The following is a 14,814-nucleotide window of genomic DNA, read 5'->3' on the forward strand; positions in this document are numbered from 1 at the left end:
TCAGAGGACGGACTTGGCCGTCGCCACGACGTTGTCGACCGTGAAGCCGAACTCCTCGAAGCACTTGTTGCCGGAGGCGGAGGCGCCGAAGTGCTCGATGCTCACCGACGCGCCCTTGGGGCCGACGTACTTCGACCAGCCCATGGCGATGCCGGCCTCGATGCTGACGCGCGCGGTGACCGCGGCGGGCAGCACCGACTCGCGGTACTCCTCGGGCTGCTCGTCGAACCATTCCTGGCAGGGCATGGAGACCACGCGGGTCGCGATGCCTTCGGCCTGGAGCGCGTCCTGGGCGTCGAGGGCCAGGGCCACCTCGGAGCCCGAGGCAATGAGGATGACGGCGGCGTCCCCGTCGGCCTCGCTCACGACGTACCCGCCGTTGGCGACGCCCTCCGCGGAGGCGTACTTCTCGCCGCGCGGGATGGTGCGCAGGTCCTGGCGGGAGAGGATGATGCCGGACGGACGCTCGGTGCGCCGCAGGATCTCGCCCCACGCGACGGAGGTCTCGTTGGCGTCCGCCGGGCGGACGATGTCCACGCCGGGGATGGCCCGCAGCGACGCCAGGTGCTCGATGGGCTGGTGCGTGGGCCCGTCCTCGCCGACGCCGACCGAGTCGTGGCTCCACACGAACACCGTGGGCACGCCCATGATCGCGGCGAGACGCACTGCGGGGCGCATGTAGTCGGCGAACACGAGGAAGGTGCCACCGTACGCGCGGGTCAGCCCCGAGAGGTTGATGCCGTTGAGGATGCCGCCCATGGCGTGCTCGCGGACGCCGAAGTGCAGCGTGCGCCCGTAGGGGTTCCCGGGCCAGTCGTGCGTGGCGCGCTCGGTGGGCAGGAAGCTGGGCTCGCCCTTCATGGTGGTGTTGTTGGAGCCGGCCAGGTCGGCGGAGCCGCCCCACAGCTCGGGCAGCTGGGACGCCAGCGCCGACAGCACCTCGCCGGAGGCCGCACGGGTGGACTTCTTGCCCTCCTCGAACACCGGCAGGCTCAGGTCCTCGGGCAGCTTGCGGGCCGCGGCGCGGTCCAGCAGCGCAGCGCGCTCCGGGTTGGCGTCCCGCCACGCCTGGTACTTCTCGTCCCAGGCGGCGCGGGCCGCACGGCCGCGCTCGGCAGCGTTGCGGCGGGCGTAGTCGACGATGTCGGTGTCGATCGCGAAGGGCTCCTGCGGGAACTTCAGCAGTTCCTTCAAGGCCGCGATCTCGTCGCCGCCGATCTTGGAGCCGTGCACGGCGTGCATGCCCTGCTTGTTGGGCAGCGGCCAGCCGATGACGGTGGTGAGCTTGATGAAGCTCGGCTTGTCGGTGACGGCCTTCGCCTCCTCGATGGCGGCGTAGAGGGCATCCATGTCCTCGCGGTACTCGGTGCCCCCGTTGGTCCAGTCGACGTGGGCGACGTGCCAGCCGTAGGCCTCGTAGCGGGCGCTGACGTCCTCGGTGAAGGCGATGTCCGTCTCACCCTCGATGGTGATGCGGTTGTCGTCGTAGATCATCGTGAGGTTGCCGAGGTTCTGCGTCGCGGCGAGCGATGACGCCTCGGACGAGATGCCCTCCTGCAGGCAGCCGTCACCGGCGATGACGTAGACCTGGCGGTCGAAGACGCTCTCGCCCTCGGGTGCCTCGGGGTCGAAGAGGCCGCGCTCACGGCGGGCCGCCATGGCCATGCCGACCGCGTTGGAGATGCCGGCACCGAGCGGGCCGGTGGTGCACTCCACGAACTTCGTGTGGCGGTACTCCGGGTGCCCGGGCGTCCGCGAACCCCACGTGCGCAGCGCCTTGATGTCGTCGAGCTCCAGTCCCATGCCACCCAGGTACAGCTGGGTGTACTGAGTGAGCGACGCGTGGCCCGCCGACAGCACGAACCGGTCGCGGCCGAGCCAGAGGTCGTCGGTCGGGTCGGTGTTCATGACCTTCTGGTAGAGCAGGTAGGCGACGGGTGCCAGGGAGATCGGGGTGCCCGGGTGTCCGTTGCCGACCTTCTCGACGGCGTCGGCGGCGAGGATGCGGGCGGTGTCGACGGCCCGCGAGTCCTGGTCGGTCCACTCAAGAGTCACGTTGCGGTTCCTTACTTGGGTCGTGGCGCGGCAGCGGTGTCCACGGTGCTGCGCGGTCTCGGGCGTAAGCCTAGCGTGCGTCATTTCGGCTCACCCCCCCGGTTCCAGTCCGTTGCCCCGCCCCCGGGCAGGTTGGGCAGATGCTCAGGCGTCGCGGGCCGTGACCGGGGGCTCCGCGGACCACGGGAACACGATCCACTGGTCCGTGGTGCGCCAGACGAAGTCCGGCTGCACCAGCGTGCGGGGCTTCGCGTAGAGCACGGCGCTTCGCACGTCGGCCCCGAAGCCGCGCAGCAGCTTGATCACGAGGCCGAGGGTGCGTCCCGAGTCGGCCACGTCGTCGACGACGAGGATCTTCTTGCCGGTGATCGACTCCGTGTCGAGCATCGGGGCCAGCAGGATCGGATCCGGCAGGGTCTGATCCACGTCGGTGTAGAACTCGACGTTGATCGCGTCGGTCAGCTTCACGCCCAGCGAGTACGTGAGCGCGCCGGCGACCGGCATGCCGCCCCGGGCGACCGCCACGATGACCGTGGGGTGGAATCCGGAGTCGGCGACCGCCTGGGCGATCTCGCGCTGCGCTGCTCCGAAGCCCTCCCAGGTGAGGACCTCCTTGTCCGCCAGATCTGTCGCGTCCGCGTGATAAGCCATGCGTGACATGCTAACCGGGCGGCTGGGGCCGTGGGTCAGTGGGAGTCGTCGAGGATCCGGGTCATGAACACCACGTCGAGCCACCGCCCGAACTTCCGCCCGACCTCGGGCAGCCGGCCCGATTCCTCGAAGCCCAGCTTCCGGTGGAACGCGAGCGAGTCCTCGTTGGCGCCGTCGACGACACCCACCATGACGTGGACGCCCCGACCCCGCGCATAGTCGAGGAGCGCCTGCATCAGCATCCGCCCCGCCCCGGACGAGCGTCGGCCGCTGCGGATGTAGACGCTGTGCTCCATCGTGTGGGCGTAGCCCGCCAGCGGCCGGAACTGCGCGTAGCTGGCGAAGCCGACGACGTGGCCGTCGTCCTCGAGGACCAGCACCGGGCAGTCGGCCGCAGTCAGCCGCCGCCACCACTCCCGCCGGTTGTCGACGGTGACAGGCTCCAGCGCGTAGGACGCCGTCGTGCCCACCCCTGCCTCGTTGTAGATGTCCGTGATCGCCGGGATGTCGGACGACTGCGCGGGGCGGATGAGCGGCATGGCCACATGCTACGGGCAGCGCGGCGCCGAGCCGGGCGCGTGCGTCCTGGGCTGGGCGCCGGCGGGGCAGGACGAGGTCCTGCGCGTTCCCGGTGCCCTTCACGCACGGGCTCGTGTCGCGGGTGCCATGGCGGACCCTTGAGGTGACGTCGGACGAGCGGGGGGCGCGGGTGCGGCTGGCCGTGGAGTCCCCGGCGTTTGCCCACCTGCCCGGCGCGGGGCACTACGCAGCGGCCCCGCCGACCTGGTTGACCGACGGGAGCCACACGCTCGGGCTCACGGTCGCGGTGGCACCGGGCCCAGCCGCGGGGCGATGACGTCGGCGTAGAGCGGCGCCAGCGTCGGGTCCGCCCGGAGCAGGCCGGCGTCGAACGGGTCGGACCAGCGCACGGCGTCGATCTCGGCCGCGGGATGCACCGGCCCCTCGACCGGATCGGGCCAGGCGAACACGTGCGCGACGACGACATGGTCGGGCTCGTTCGCCGCGGCGGCCTCGAACAGGCCGAGCGGGACCAGCAGGGCCGGGTCCAGGCTCAGCCCGAGTTCCTCGGCGACCTCGCGTGCACCGCAGGCCTCCGGCGACTCCCCCGCTTCCGGCTTGCCCCCCGGGTTCATCCACATGGCCGTGCCGCGCTTGCGGACGAGGAGCACGGCCCCCGCGGCGTCGCGCAGCACCACGGCGGTCACGTGGATGCGTCGGTCCATGCCCGGAGGCTACCGCCGTTAGGCTGGGCGGATCGAACCGGAAAGGGGGCGGCCGTGGGAAGAGCGCTCATCGTCGTCGACGTACAGGTGGACTTCTGCGAGGGCGGTGCGCTCGGCGTCACGGGCGGCAACGCGGTGGCCGAACGCGTCGCGGCGCTGCTGGCCGGCGACCACGGCTACCGCAAGGTCGTCGCGACGCGCGACCACCACATCGATCCCGGGACCCACTTCTCCGACGAGCCGGATTACGTCGACACCTGGCCCCCGCACTGCGTCGTCGGCACCCCCGGCCAGGAACTCCACCCCGCGCTGCGAGGCGTCGCGTTCGACGCGGTGTTCGACAAGGGCTCCTACGCCGCGGCCTACTCCGGGTTCGAGGGCACCGCCGACGGCGTGGGGCTCGCCCGGTGGCTCGGCGAGCAGGGCATCACGGACGTCGACGTGTGCGGCATCGCCACGGACTACTGCGTGCGGGCCACTGCCGTCGACGCGGCGCGCGAGGGCTTCGGCACCCGGGTCCTGAGCGGCCTGGTCGCGGCTGTCCACCCCGACGGCGTGGCCGACGTCGTCACCGCCCTGCGCGAGGAGCGCGTCGACTGGGCGGAGTGAGCCTCAGTCGCCGTGCACGTAGTGCAGCAGGTACTCGTGCTCGGTCTGCAGCTGGTCGATCCGGCTCTTGACGATGTCCCCGATGCTCACGATCGCGACGAAGCGCCCGTCAAGCATCACCGGCATGTGCCGGCACCGGAACTCTGTCATGATCCCGGCGACGGTCGCGATGTCGTCGTCGGGCACGCAGACGTGCACGTCGCGGTCCATGATCTCCCCGACGGTGGCATCGAGGGCGGCGGCGCCGCGCTCCGCGAGTGCCCGGACGACGTCGCGTTCACCGGCGATGCCCTCGACCATGTCGCCGTCGTCGGTGACCACCACAGCACCGATGCGGTGCTCGGCGAGGAGGCGGACCAGGTCCGAGACCCGCTGAGCCGTGCGCGCGGTGATGACGGTGGTGCCCTTGGCTGTGATGATGTCGTTGATCCGCATGCTTCACGCTAGCGCCGCGGATGGGGCGGCGTCACCAGGTGTGCTCCGAGACGCTCCCGGCCGGTTCCTCGTCGTCGTCGATGCTCTGGTCCATGTCGAAGGCCGGCAGCGCCGACGCCGGCACGTTGACGACCTTCGCCGGGACCCCCGCCACCGTGGTGTGGGGCGGGACCTCGTGGAGCACGACGCTGCCCGCGCCGATCTTCGCCCCTACTCCGACGCGGATATTGCCGAGCACCTTGGCCCCGGCACCGATCATGACGCCGCGCCCGATCTTGGGGTGACGGTCACCGCCCTCCTTGCCGGAGCCGCCCAGCGTGACCTCGTGCAGCATGGAGAAGTCGTCCTCGACCACCGCGGTCTCGCCGATCACCACGCTTGTTGCGTGGTCGAACATGATGCCCTTGCCGATGCGGGCTCCGGGATGGATGTCGACGGCGAAGACCTCCGAGATCCTGCTCTGCAGGTACAGGGCCAAGGGTTTGCGGTCGTGCTGCCAGTAGTAGTGGGCGGCCCGGTAGGCCTGGATCGACTGGAATCCCTTGAAGTAGAGCAGCGGGTTGGCGTAGCCGGGGCAGGCGGGGTCGCGGGACACCACGGCCTGCAGGTCGGCGCGGATGGCGCGCTGGATGGACTCGTCCTCGAGGATGACGTCGTGGATGATGTCGCGCAGGCTGAGGGCCGGCAGCGTGCTGTTGTCGAGCTTCGCGGCGAGGATCAGGCTGAGCGCATCCTCAAGACCGGGCTGGCTGAGGACCACCGTGTGGAGGAAGCCGGCCAGCAGCGGCTCGTTCGCCGCGGCGTCGGCGCACTCCTGCTTGATGGCGTCCCAGATCTGGTCGTCGGGGACGATGCGGGCGGGATCCATGAGTTCTCCTCGGTGCTGGCCTGACGCCTGCCAACGTTACCCACCCGCACCAGCCCGACCGAGTCCGTCCGCTGACGGAGAACCGTGCAGAGCCTCGGATGACGCGGACCACGAGGACGCCCTCGATGCCCCCGGATCTCGGATACCGGGGTGCCGGCCACCTCACCATCGCAGCGGCAGGTCGCGTTCGGCGACGGGTTGGCGGACCCGCGAGGCTCCATGCCGGTTCAGGCAGTAGGTTCTCCCGCGTGACGAACTTTTCTCAGGCGGACGAGGCGGGCTACTTCGGGCGGTTCGGCGGCGCCTACCTCCCGCCCCATCTCGTCGAACCCATCGCCGAGGTGAAGGCCGCCTATGCCGAGGCCCGCACCGACCCCGCCTTCATGGAGGAGTACGCCCACCTCCTCAAGGCCTACGTGGGCCGCCCGTCGCTGCTGCACTTCGCCGAGAACCTCACCCTGCATCTGGGCGGCGCCAAGGTCTACCTCAAGCGCGAGGACCTCAACCACACCGGATCACACAAGATCAACCACTGCCTCGGCGAGGGGCTGCTGGCCCGCCGCATGGGCAAGAAGAAGCTCATCGCGGAGACCGGCGCAGGACAGCATGGGGTGGCGCTCGCCACGGCTGCGGCGCTGCTGGGCCTGGAGTGCGAGATCCACATGGGCGCCATCGACGTCGCGAAGCAGCACCCCAACGTCGTGCGCATGCAGCTACTCGGCGCCAAGGTGGTCGAGGTCACCGACGGTGGCGCATCCCTGAAGGAGGCCGTCGACTCGGCCTTCAACACCTACGCGCGCGACTTCGAGGACACCTTCTTCGGCATCGGCTCGGTGGTGGGCCCGGACCCGTACCCGTCGATGGTGCGCGACTTCCAGGCCGTCGTCGGACGCGAGGCCCGGGCGCAGATCCTCGAGGCCGAGGGACGCCTGCCTGATGCGGTCGCGGCGTGCGTGGGCGGCGGGTCGAACGCGATGGGCCTCTTCACGGCCTTCCTCGACGACGAGGACGTGGCGCTCTACGGCGTCGAGCCCGCAGGGCGCGGGGTCGGGGTCCTGGGCGAGCACGCGGCAACCATGACCACCGGAACCGACGGTGTCCTGCACGGCATGGCCACCAAAGTGATCCAGACCCCCGAGGGCGAGCCGGCCCCCGTGCACTCCATCGCCTCCGGCCTGGACTATCCCGGCGTCGGCCCGCAGCATGCCTTCCTCAACGAGGTCGGGCGCGTCACCTACGTGTCGGCCACCGACGTAGAGTGCCTCGACGCGTTCCAGTTGCTGTGCCGCACCGAGGGCATCATCCCGGCGCTGGAGAGCTCGCACGCCGTGGCGCACGCCATCCGGCTGGCGCCGTCGATGCCGAAGGACGGGGTCGTGTTGATCAACCTGTCGGGTCGCGGGGACAAGGACGTGGACTACGTCGCCGAGGTGTTGGCCTCGCGCTGACGGTGTGCGGGCGGCGCCGTCTCACCCGAGGGTGAGGACGACGGTGCTGGTGAACACGAGCACCGGGCCCAGGAGCGTGAGGCGCGCCAGCCGCAGGGCGACGAGGAAGAACAGCGCGGGCGATGTTACTCGATCCACTCGATGTATTGCCCCGGCCTGGGCTGCAGCGCGGCGGAGTACGGATAGCCGAACTCCCAGGGGAACGCCCCGTTGGCATCCCAGGTGAGTTGATACACGGGGACAGAGGCTTCCCGGGGCCGCTGGTAGAAACGGTTGGCGGAGTAGACCGCCGACCCAGGATCCGGGAACTCCTCCACGAAGAATCGCGTGTCGGAGCCGGGTGGCCTGACGACCTCGCCCGGTGTCAGGTCGCTCCCGCTCCGGATGCGGTCGAAGAACCAGTTGAGGGTGTGACCAGCGGAATCGATGTCGAGCCCGAAGACGATCAGCTCCGGGTGCCCAAGGCCGAACAACCCGACGGTGTAGGCGAAGGGAGGGAGGCCGCCATCCCCATGGATGGCCTGAATGAAGCAGCCGTGGAGACGCACGATCTCCGTGACATGACGGCCCTCCTGGTCGAGCCAGGCCGTGAACTGCGGTGTGTCATACGTGCTCATGTGACCACGCTACGAAGGCGGTCTGACAGTTCTTCGGCCCGACCCTGGCGCCCATCAGGAAGTTCCGGACACCGTGACCTCCGTCACACGTTGAACCTGAACTCCACCACGTCGCCGTCCTGCATCACGTAGTCCTTGCCCTCGAGCCGCATCTTGCCCGCCGCCTTGGCCGCAGCCTCGGAGCCGGCCGCCATGAGGTCGTCGAAGCTGATGACCTGGGCCTTGATGAAGCCCTTCTGGAAGTCGGTGTGGATGACCCCGGCCGCCTCGGGCGCCGTCGCCCCCTTGGGGATGGTCCACCCGCGGGCTTCCTTGGGGCCGGCCGTGAGGTAGCTCTGCAGGCCGAGCGTGTCGTAGCCGACGCGGGCCAACACGTCGAGCCCCGGCTCGTCCACACCCATCTCGGCGAGGAAGTCGCGGGCCTCGTCCTCGTCCATCTCGACCAGCTCCGACTCGAACTTCGCGTCGAGGAAGATGGCCTCCGACGGGGCCACGAGCTCGCGCATGCGGGCCTTGAGATCCTCGTCGCCGAGTTCGTCCTGGTCGCAGTTGAAGACGTAGAGGTACGGCTTGGCGGTGAGCAGGAAGAGGTCGCGGAGCTCCTCCACGTCGAGGCCCGCCGCACGCACGCCCCTTCCGTGCTCGAGCGCGTCCTTGGCTGCCTGGTAGGCCGCGAGCCTCGGCTGGGACTCCTTCTTGATGCGCGCCTCCTTCTCGACGCGCGGCAGCGCCTTCTCGACGGTGGCGAGGTCGGCGAGGATGAGCTCGGTGGTGATGGTGTCGATGTCGTTGGCGGGGTTGACCTCGCCGTCGACGTGCGTGACGTCCTCGTCATCGAACACGCGAGTGACCTGGCAGATCGCGTCGGCCTCGCGGATGTTGGCGAGGAAGGCGTTGCCCATCCCCTCGCCCTGCGAGGCCCCCTTCACGATGCCGGCGATGTCGACGAAGCTGACGGTCGCGGGGACGATGCGCTCCGAGCCGTACAGCTCGGCCAGCTTCGCGAGCCTGGGATCCGGCACGCCGACGACGCCGACGTTGGGCTCGATCGTCGCGAACGGATAGTTCGCCGCGAGCACGTCGTTGCGGGTAAGCGCGTTGAACAGGGTCGACTTGCCGGCGTTGGGGAGGCCGACGATTCCGATGGTGAGTGCCACGAGGGGCCAGCCTACCGGCCGAGGCGACGTTGGCCGAACACCCGCCACCGGCCCTTGTGGCTCAGGCGCCCTGCCAGTACGCCTCGACGGCGCGTGCCAGGTACCACGGGTCCTTGACCCCGCACAGTTCGCGCGCGGAGTGCATGCTCAACAGACCGACACCCACATCGACGGTGGTGACGCCGAGCCGGGTGGCAGTGATGGGGCCGATGGTCGACCCGCAGGGGACCGCGTTGTTCGACACGAACGGCTGCGTGGGCACCCCCGCCTCAGTGCACGCCCGGTGCCAGATCGCGGCGCCCACGGCGTCGGTCGCGTAGCGCTGGTTGGCGTTGAGCTTGAGCAGCGGTCCCTGGTTGGGCAGCGGCCGGTTGACCGGGTCGTGGTGCCCCGGGTAGTTCGGGTGCACCAGGTGCCCGGTGTCGGCGGAGATGCAGCTGGATCGCGCGAGCATGGCCCGCGTCTGGTCCAGCCCGAGGCCGTAGCCGGCCGCGATGCGGTCCAGCACGTCCTGCAGCACCGGCCCGCCAGCGCCGGTGGTCGTGGCGGAGCCGACCTCCTCGTGGTCGAACGCGACGAACACCGCGACATCGCCGCCCGGCTGCACCAACTCGATGGCCGCCAGCCCCGCATGCGTGCAGGCCAGGTTGTCGAGGCGCCCCGACGCGAGGAACTCACCGTCCAGGCCGATGACGGCCGGGTGCTGGGTGTCGAACAGGACCAGGTCGTGCGCGACGACGTCGCCGGCCTCCACGCCGGCGATCGCCGCGAGGTGCGCGAGCAGGTCGACGGCGACCTCCACGCCGAGCACTGGCTGCGTGGCGCTCTGCTTGTCCAGGGTCAGCTTCTCGTTGGCGGACCGGTCCAGGTGGATCGCCAGCTGCGGGATCCTTGCGACGGGGCCGGTCCGCACGAGGTGGGTGGCGCCGTCGACGGTGGCCAGCTGCCCGGCGACGCCGAGGTCGCGGTCGAGCCAGGAGTTGATGAGCGGCCCGCCGTAGATCTCGACGCCGGCCTGCATCCAGCCCGCCGAGCGGATGGGTGCCCCGGGCTTGATCTTGAACGACGGCGAGTCGGTGTGTGTGCCGACGATCCGGAAGCCCGCCTCCGGGTCGAGCGCCTCCGGAGCCACCCAGGCCACGACGGATCCGCCCCGGCGCACGAACCGCCGCCCGGCCACCGCCGGCCACGGCCGCCGCGGGTCCAGCTCCTCGAACCCCGCCGCCCGGAGGCGGGCGGCCAGCGCCTCCCCCGCGTGGAGTGAGGTGGGTGAGGCGGCGACGAAGGCGGCCAGGTCATCGGTGTGCTGCGAGGCGTCGGCGAACATGCGTCCCACCGTAGTCGGGCCCTCAGCCGGGGCGCCGCGCCGGGTCGGCGGAGTGGCAGCACGGTTTTGTCGGGGGGCTCTGATTGAGTGGGGACATGGACGTTCTCACCGCCATTCTCCTGGCCCTCATCGCCCTCGTCGCCGGCCTCGCCGGAGGCATCGTCGTCGGGCGACGGCGGGGCGCGGCGGAAGCGGCGCGCGATGCCGACCAGGCGGCCCAGCAGGCTCGAGCAGCTGAACAGTTGGCGCTGTCGGACGCGCGGCAGGAGTCGGCCCGGGCCTGGCAGGAGGCCTCGCGGGTGCGGGAGGAGACCGCGCTGGTCAAGGCGGAGATCGCGCAGCACCTCGCGGAAAAGGCCGAGCTGCGGGCCGCCGTCGCGGACGCGGAACGCCGGCTCGCGGAGGGCCAGGGCCGCGGCGCCGAGGTCGCCGCGGAGGTGGCGGCGGTGACAGCACAACGGGACGCGGCCCTGCACCGCGCCGAGCAGCTCGCGGCGGACCGGGAGGCCCTGCTCGACCGGTTCAAGGTGCTGTCGGCCGAGTCGCTAGAGCGCCAGTCCAGGCAGGCCGACGAGGCGGCCTCGGCCCGGCTCAAGGCCACCGAGCAGCTGGTCTCTCCCCTCACCGACGGGCTGCGCCAACTGCAGGAGCGGCTGCAGGAGGTTGAGAAGGAACGCGTCCGGATGGCCGCCGAACTCGGGGAGCAGGTGCAGGCCGTGCGCCTCTCGGGAGACGCGATCCGGCGGGAGACCATGAGCCTCAGCAACGCGCTGCGCACCCCGCAGGTCAGGGGTGCCTGGGGCGAGCAGAGCCTCAAGCGCATCGTCGAGATCTCCGGGCTCACCGAGCGGTGCGACTTCGACGCCCAGCGCACCTACTCGTCCGACGACGGCCGCTTCCGGCCGGACCTGCGGGTCAACCTCCCCGGCGGCAACGTGATCTTCGTCGACTCGAAAGTCCCGCTGTCGGCGGCACTCGAGGCCTACAACACGGAGGACGAGGAGGCCCAGAAGGCGTATTTCAAGACGTTCGCCGGGCACGTCCGCAAGCACGTCGACGACCTCTCCGGGAAGACGTACTGGGCGCTCGACGCCGGCTCGCCCGAGTTCGTCGTGCTCTACCTGCCCTCGGACGAGTTCTATCGCCTGGCCCTCGAACAGGACCCGGCACTGCACGACTACGCCACCCGCCGCCAGGTCGTGCTGGCCTCGCCTGGCCTGCTCATCCCCCAGCTGCAGGTGATCGCCAGCAGCTGGCACCGGGTCGCGATCGCAGAGACCGCCGCGGAGGTGTCGCGGCTCGGTCGCGAACTCTACGAGCGGCTCGCGACCCTGGGCGGGCACTTCGACAAGCTCGGGCGGGCGCTGGGCAGCGCCCTCGGGCACTACAACAAGGCCGTGGGCGCGGTGGAGGGCCGTGTCATGGTCACGGCCCGCAAGTTCCGGGAACTGGGAATCGTGTCGTCGGACCTCCCCGAGGTGTCCGTCGTGTCGGCGGAGGCGCCGCGGCAGATCGCGGTGCCCGAGATGCTGGAGTTCGAAGAACTGCGTCAGCTGGACCAGGGGGTGCTGGACGGCCTGGTCGATGAGCCCCCGCTCGTCGACGCCCCGGTGCGGCACCTGCGGCCCCGCACGGGCACCACGGAGACGTGAGCCCTACCGCCGCGTGACGGTCGGGACCGGCCCCGGTGGCCCGTCCCCGGTCCACGGCCGCGACAGCATGGCCCCCAGCGCGAACGCCCCCACGAGGAGGATCACAGCTCCCCCGACGATGCGGAACCAGCCGGGCGCCGATTCGTCGACCCCGTCGCTGTCCAGCCGCCCCGCAACCGGAACGCCCGGCCCCGGGCCGCGCAGCCAGTCCCCGCCGTCGCCCTCGGGTGGCGGGTGGGTGGCCGCCCGCGCCGTCGTCCAGTCACCATGGCGCGGTGTCGGCTGACCCGCGTCGTCCTCCCGGCCGAACAGCCAGGGCTGCGCCGGGCCCGCGCTCGATCCGGGGCGGCGGAACGCGGCGTCGCGTCCGCCCGGGGCGCCCGTCTGACCCGGGTCCACGGAGCACCACCTCCCATCGTCGGCCTCCCTCCATGGTGCCACCGACGTGACACGGTTGGCCCCGGCGGCGGGCGACGACGACAATGGGCCCCATGAGCGCCCTCACCGATCTCGCCGCCCAGATCCCCGCTGCCGTGGACCGCCTGGCCGGCATCGCCGGCCGGACCCCGGTGCAGCTCAACGCGCGCCTCACTCGGGCGACCGGTTCCGAGATCTGGCTGAAGCGCGAGGACCTGCAGCCGGTGCGCTCCTACAAGCTGCGCGGCGCCTACAACCTCATGGCGCAGCTGTCCGACGACGAGAAGGGCGCCGGCGTCGTCTGCGCATCGGCCGGCAACCACGGGCAGGGCGTCGCGTTCTCGGCGGCCGCCCTGGGAATCCAGGCCACGGTCGTCGTACCCCACACCACGCCACGCCAGAAGCGCCAGCGGATCCTGGAGATCGGGCACGGCCACGTCGACCTCGTCCTCCACGGCGCGTCCTACGACGACGCGTCCGACGAGGCCGCCCGCCTCGCCGCCCAGGGGAAGGTCCTCGTGCCGGCCTTCAACGACGAACGGACCGCGGCCGGGCAGGCCACGCTGCTCGTCGAGGCGTTCGAGCAGCTGGGCTTCGTGCCCGACGTCGTCGTGCTGCCAGTCGGCGGCGGCGGTCTCATCGCGGGCGCGGCCGCGTGGCTGCGGACCGCCCACCCCGAGGTGCGCATCATCGGCGTCGAACCCGAGGGGGCGCCCTGCGTGGCGGCCGCGATCTCGGCCGGCCGGCCGGTGGTGCTGCACGACATCGACACATTCGTCGACGGCGCCGCGGTCAAGCGCGTCGGGGACTTCACCTTCGAGGTCATCCGGGAGGCCCGGGTCGAGCTGGTCCGGGTGCCGGAGGGCCAGGTCTGCTCCGAGATGCTGGACCTCTACCAGACCGACGGCATCATCGCGGAGCCCGCCGGCGCGCTGGCCGCCGCGGCACTCCCCACTAGCGGGGTCGGTCCCCGGGTGCAGATCCCGACCGGGTCGCGCGTGCTCGTGCTGCTGTCCGGCGGCAACAACGACGTGTCGCGCTACGCGGAGGTCGTCGAGCGTTCCCTCATCCACGAGGGGCGCAAGCGCTACTTCCTCGTCGACTTCCCGCAGCAGCCGGGCGCGCTGCGCATGTTCCTCGACTCCGTGCTGGGCCCCGAGGACGACATCACCTACTTCGAGTACGTCAAGCGCAACAACAAGGAGACCGGGCCGGCACTGGTGGGCGTCGAGCTCGGCAACCCCGGGGACTACCCGTTCCTGCTGCAGCGCATCGACGAGTGCGGCATGACGGCGCAGGAGGTGGCCTACGACAGCCCCTTCTTCCAGTTCCTGGTGTGACGCCCGTCAGTGCTTGACGGCGCGGCGCAGGTCCTTGCGTAGCTCCGGGGGGAGCGCGAACTGCAGCGTCTCCTCCGTGAGGCGCTCCTCGACGGCGGGTGGGAAGCCCTGGGACTCCAGGTAGTCGAGCACCCCCTGGACGAGGACGTCCGGCACGGACGCCCCGGAGGTGACGCCGACGGAGTTCACGCCGACGAGCCACGCCGGGTCGATCTCGGCCGCGTTGTCCACCCGGTAGGAGGCCTTGGCCCCGGCCTCCAGCGCCACCTCCACGAGGCGGACGGAGTTCGACGAGTTGCGCGACCCCACGACGATCATCAGGTCACACCCGGGAGAGATCTGCTTGACGGCCAGCTGCCGGTTCTGGGTGGCGTAGCAGATGTCGTCCGACGGCGGGTCCATGAGCAGCGGGAACCGCTCCCGCAGCCGGCCGACGGTCTCCATGGTTTCGTCGACCGAGAGGGTGGTCTGGCTCAGCCACGCGAGGTTGCCGTGCTCCGGTAGATCGAGGCCGTCGACGTCGGCGGGCGACTGCACGAGGATGGTCTGCTCGGGGGCCTCCCCCATCGTGCCCTCGACCTCCTCATGGCCGGCGTGGCCGATGAGGAGGATCTGGGTGCCCTCGGCGGCGAACCGCTTGGCCTCGTGGTGCACCTTCGTGACCAACGGGCAGGTGGCGTCGATGGTCTTCAGCCCCCTGTCGGCGGCTTCCGCGTGCACGGCGGGCGACACGCCGTGGGCCGAGAAGACCACGGTGGCGCCGGTCGGCACCTCGTCGAGTTCCTCGACGAAGATGGCGCCGCGCTGTTCGAGGGTCTCCACGACGTGCTTGTTGTGCACGATCTGCTTGCGCACGTAGACGGGCGGCCCGTACAGGTCCAGCGCCTTCTCGACGGTGACGACGGCGCGGTCGACGCCCGCGCAGTACCCGCGCGGGGCTGCGACGACGACACGCTTGGTGGCCGGGGCAACGCTAGTCATGGCGCCCAGTCTA

General features: G+C 70.9%; 15 protein-coding genes. 4 read left to right on the plus strand and 11 right to left on the minus strand.

Annotated elements, in window-relative coordinates; all coding sequences use genetic code 11:
• From tkt to ACFQPD_RS12160, 4 genes are all read right to left on the minus strand, one after another.
• Entirely contained in the window at positions 1–2,055 is a 2,055-nt protein-coding gene (gene tkt, locus ACFQPD_RS12145; protein ID WP_385900952.1) for a transketolase, read from the minus strand.
• Positions 2,056–2,199: 144 nt separating this feature from the next.
• Positions 2,200–2,706, minus strand: a complete 507-nt coding sequence (locus ACFQPD_RS12150) for a phosphoribosyltransferase (protein ID WP_385900954.1) — start codon at positions 2,704–2,706, stop codon at positions 2,200–2,202.
• 35 nt (positions 2,707–2,741) lie between these two features.
• A complete protein-coding gene (locus ACFQPD_RS12155; protein ID WP_068750645.1) occupies positions 2,742–3,245 on the minus strand; it encodes a GNAT family N-acetyltransferase in 504 nt (167 codons plus the stop codon).
• Positions 3,246–3,521: 276 nt separating this feature from the next.
• A complete protein-coding gene (locus tag ACFQPD_RS12160) occupies positions 3,522–3,950 on the minus strand; it encodes an NUDIX domain-containing protein (protein WP_385900956.1) in 429 nt (142 codons plus the stop codon).
• A gap of 54 nt (positions 3,951–4,004) precedes the next feature.
• Between ACFQPD_RS12160 and ACFQPD_RS12165 the strand changes: the two genes are divergently transcribed.
• Positions 4,005–4,559 (plus strand): isochorismatase family protein, encoded by a 555-nt coding sequence (locus ACFQPD_RS12165; RefSeq protein ID WP_385900958.1) that lies wholly within the window; start codon positions 4,005–4,007, stop codon positions 4,557–4,559.
• 3 nt (positions 4,560–4,562) lie between these two features.
• Here ACFQPD_RS12165 and ACFQPD_RS12170 read toward each other — a convergent pair whose 3' ends face one another.
• Both ACFQPD_RS12170 and cysE read right to left on the minus strand, forming a co-directional pair.
• Positions 4,563–4,994 (minus strand): CBS domain-containing protein, encoded by a 432-nt coding sequence (locus ACFQPD_RS12170; RefSeq protein ID WP_385900959.1) that lies wholly within the window; start codon positions 4,992–4,994, stop codon positions 4,563–4,565.
• Positions 4,995–5,025: 31 nt separating this feature from the next.
• Positions 5,026–5,862, minus strand: a complete 837-nt coding sequence (gene cysE, locus ACFQPD_RS12175) for a serine O-acetyltransferase (protein ID WP_385900961.1) — start codon at positions 5,860–5,862, stop codon at positions 5,026–5,028.
• Positions 5,863–6,110: 248 nt separating this feature from the next.
• Between cysE and trpB the strand changes: the two genes are divergently transcribed.
• Positions 6,111–7,310 carry a tryptophan synthase subunit beta gene (trpB, locus tag ACFQPD_RS12180; RefSeq protein WP_385900963.1) on the plus strand — a complete coding sequence of 400 codons (1,200 nt, stop codon included), beginning with the start codon at positions 6,111–6,113 and terminating at the stop codon, positions 7,308–7,310.
• A 125-nt stretch (positions 7,311–7,435) separates the two neighbouring features.
• Here trpB and ACFQPD_RS12185 read toward each other — a convergent pair whose 3' ends face one another.
• The 3 genes from ACFQPD_RS12185 to ACFQPD_RS12195 form a co-directional block, all read right to left on the minus strand.
• A complete protein-coding gene (locus ACFQPD_RS12185) occupies positions 7,436–7,927 on the minus strand; it encodes a DUF4262 domain-containing protein (RefSeq protein ID WP_385900965.1) in 492 nt (163 codons plus the stop codon).
• An 83-nt stretch (positions 7,928–8,010) separates the two neighbouring features.
• Positions 8,011–9,084 (minus strand): redox-regulated ATPase YchF, encoded by a 1,074-nt coding sequence (gene ychF / locus ACFQPD_RS12190; protein ID WP_385900966.1) that lies wholly within the window; start codon positions 9,082–9,084, stop codon positions 8,011–8,013.
• A gap of 61 nt (positions 9,085–9,145) precedes the next feature.
• Positions 9,146–10,411 carry a M18 family aminopeptidase gene (locus ACFQPD_RS12195; RefSeq protein WP_385900968.1) on the minus strand — a complete coding sequence of 422 codons (1,266 nt, stop codon included), beginning with the start codon at positions 10,409–10,411 and terminating at the stop codon, positions 9,146–9,148.
• 95 nt (positions 10,412–10,506) lie between these two features.
• Here ACFQPD_RS12195 and rmuC point away from each other — a divergent pair, with 95 nt between their 5' ends.
• Entirely contained in the window at positions 10,507–12,063 is a 1,557-nt protein-coding gene (rmuC, locus tag ACFQPD_RS12200; RefSeq protein ID WP_385900970.1) for a DNA recombination protein RmuC, read from the plus strand.
• Between the two features lie 3 nt (positions 12,064–12,066).
• Here rmuC and ACFQPD_RS12205 read toward each other — a convergent pair whose 3' ends face one another.
• The gene (locus tag ACFQPD_RS12205) at positions 12,067–12,462 is read right to left on the minus strand and encodes a hypothetical protein (protein ID WP_385900972.1); all 396 of its coding nucleotides are present in this window, start codon (positions 12,460–12,462) and stop codon (positions 12,067–12,069) included.
• Positions 12,463–12,554: 92 nt separating this feature from the next.
• Between ACFQPD_RS12205 and ilvA the strand changes: the two genes are divergently transcribed.
• The gene (gene ilvA / locus ACFQPD_RS12210; RefSeq protein ID WP_385900974.1) at positions 12,555–13,820 is read left to right on the plus strand and encodes a threonine ammonia-lyase IlvA; all 1,266 of its coding nucleotides are present in this window, start codon (positions 12,555–12,557) and stop codon (positions 13,818–13,820) included.
• 6 nt (positions 13,821–13,826) lie between these two features.
• On the opposite strand, the gene ACFQPD_RS12215 is transcribed toward ilvA, so the two are convergent.
• Positions 13,827–14,801, minus strand: coding sequence for a 4-hydroxy-3-methylbut-2-enyl diphosphate reductase (locus ACFQPD_RS12215; RefSeq protein WP_068750609.1), 975 nt, complete (start codon positions 14,799–14,801; stop codon positions 13,827–13,829).
• Positions 14,802–14,814 lie beyond the last annotated feature (13 nt).

It is taken from the genome of Tessaracoccus sp. O5.2 (assembly GCF_964266725.1).
GTDB classification, from domain to species: Bacteria; Actinomycetota; Actinomycetes; order Propionibacteriales; family Propionibacteriaceae; genus Arachnia; species Arachnia lapidicapta.

Coding starts and splice junctions, on each gene's coding strand:
- ACFQPD_RS12150 (WP_385900954.1), bottom strand. CDS start 2,706: ATGGCTTATCACGCGGACGCGACAGATCTGGCGGACAAGGAGGTCCTC.
- ACFQPD_RS12155 (WP_068750645.1), bottom strand. CDS start 3,245: ATGCCGCTCATCCGCCCCGCGCAGTCGTCCGACATCCCGGCGATCACG.
- ACFQPD_RS12160 (WP_385900956.1), bottom strand. CDS start 3,950: ATGGACCGACGCATCCACGTGACCGCCGTGGTGCTGCGCGACGCCGCG.
- ACFQPD_RS12170 (WP_385900959.1), bottom strand. CDS start 4,994: ATGCGGATCAACGACATCATCACAGCCAAGGGCACCACCGTCATCACC.
- cysE (WP_385900961.1), bottom strand. CDS start 5,862: ATGGATCCCGCCCGCATCGTCCCCGACGACCAGATCTGGGACGCCATC.
- ACFQPD_RS12185 (WP_385900965.1), bottom strand. CDS start 7,927: ATGAGCACGTATGACACACCGCAGTTCACGGCCTGGCTCGACCAGGAG.
- ACFQPD_RS12195 (WP_385900968.1), bottom strand. CDS start 10,411: ATGTTCGCCGACGCCTCGCAGCACACCGATGACCTGGCCGCCTTCGTC.
- rmuC (WP_385900970.1), top strand. CDS start 10,507: ATGGACGTTCTCACCGCCATTCTCCTGGCCCTCATCGCCCTCGTCGCC.
- ilvA (WP_385900974.1), top strand. CDS start 12,555: ATGAGCGCCCTCACCGATCTCGCCGCCCAGATCCCCGCTGCCGTGGAC.
- ACFQPD_RS12215 (WP_068750609.1), bottom strand. CDS start 14,801: ATGACTAGCGTTGCCCCGGCCACCAAGCGTGTCGTCGTCGCAGCCCCG.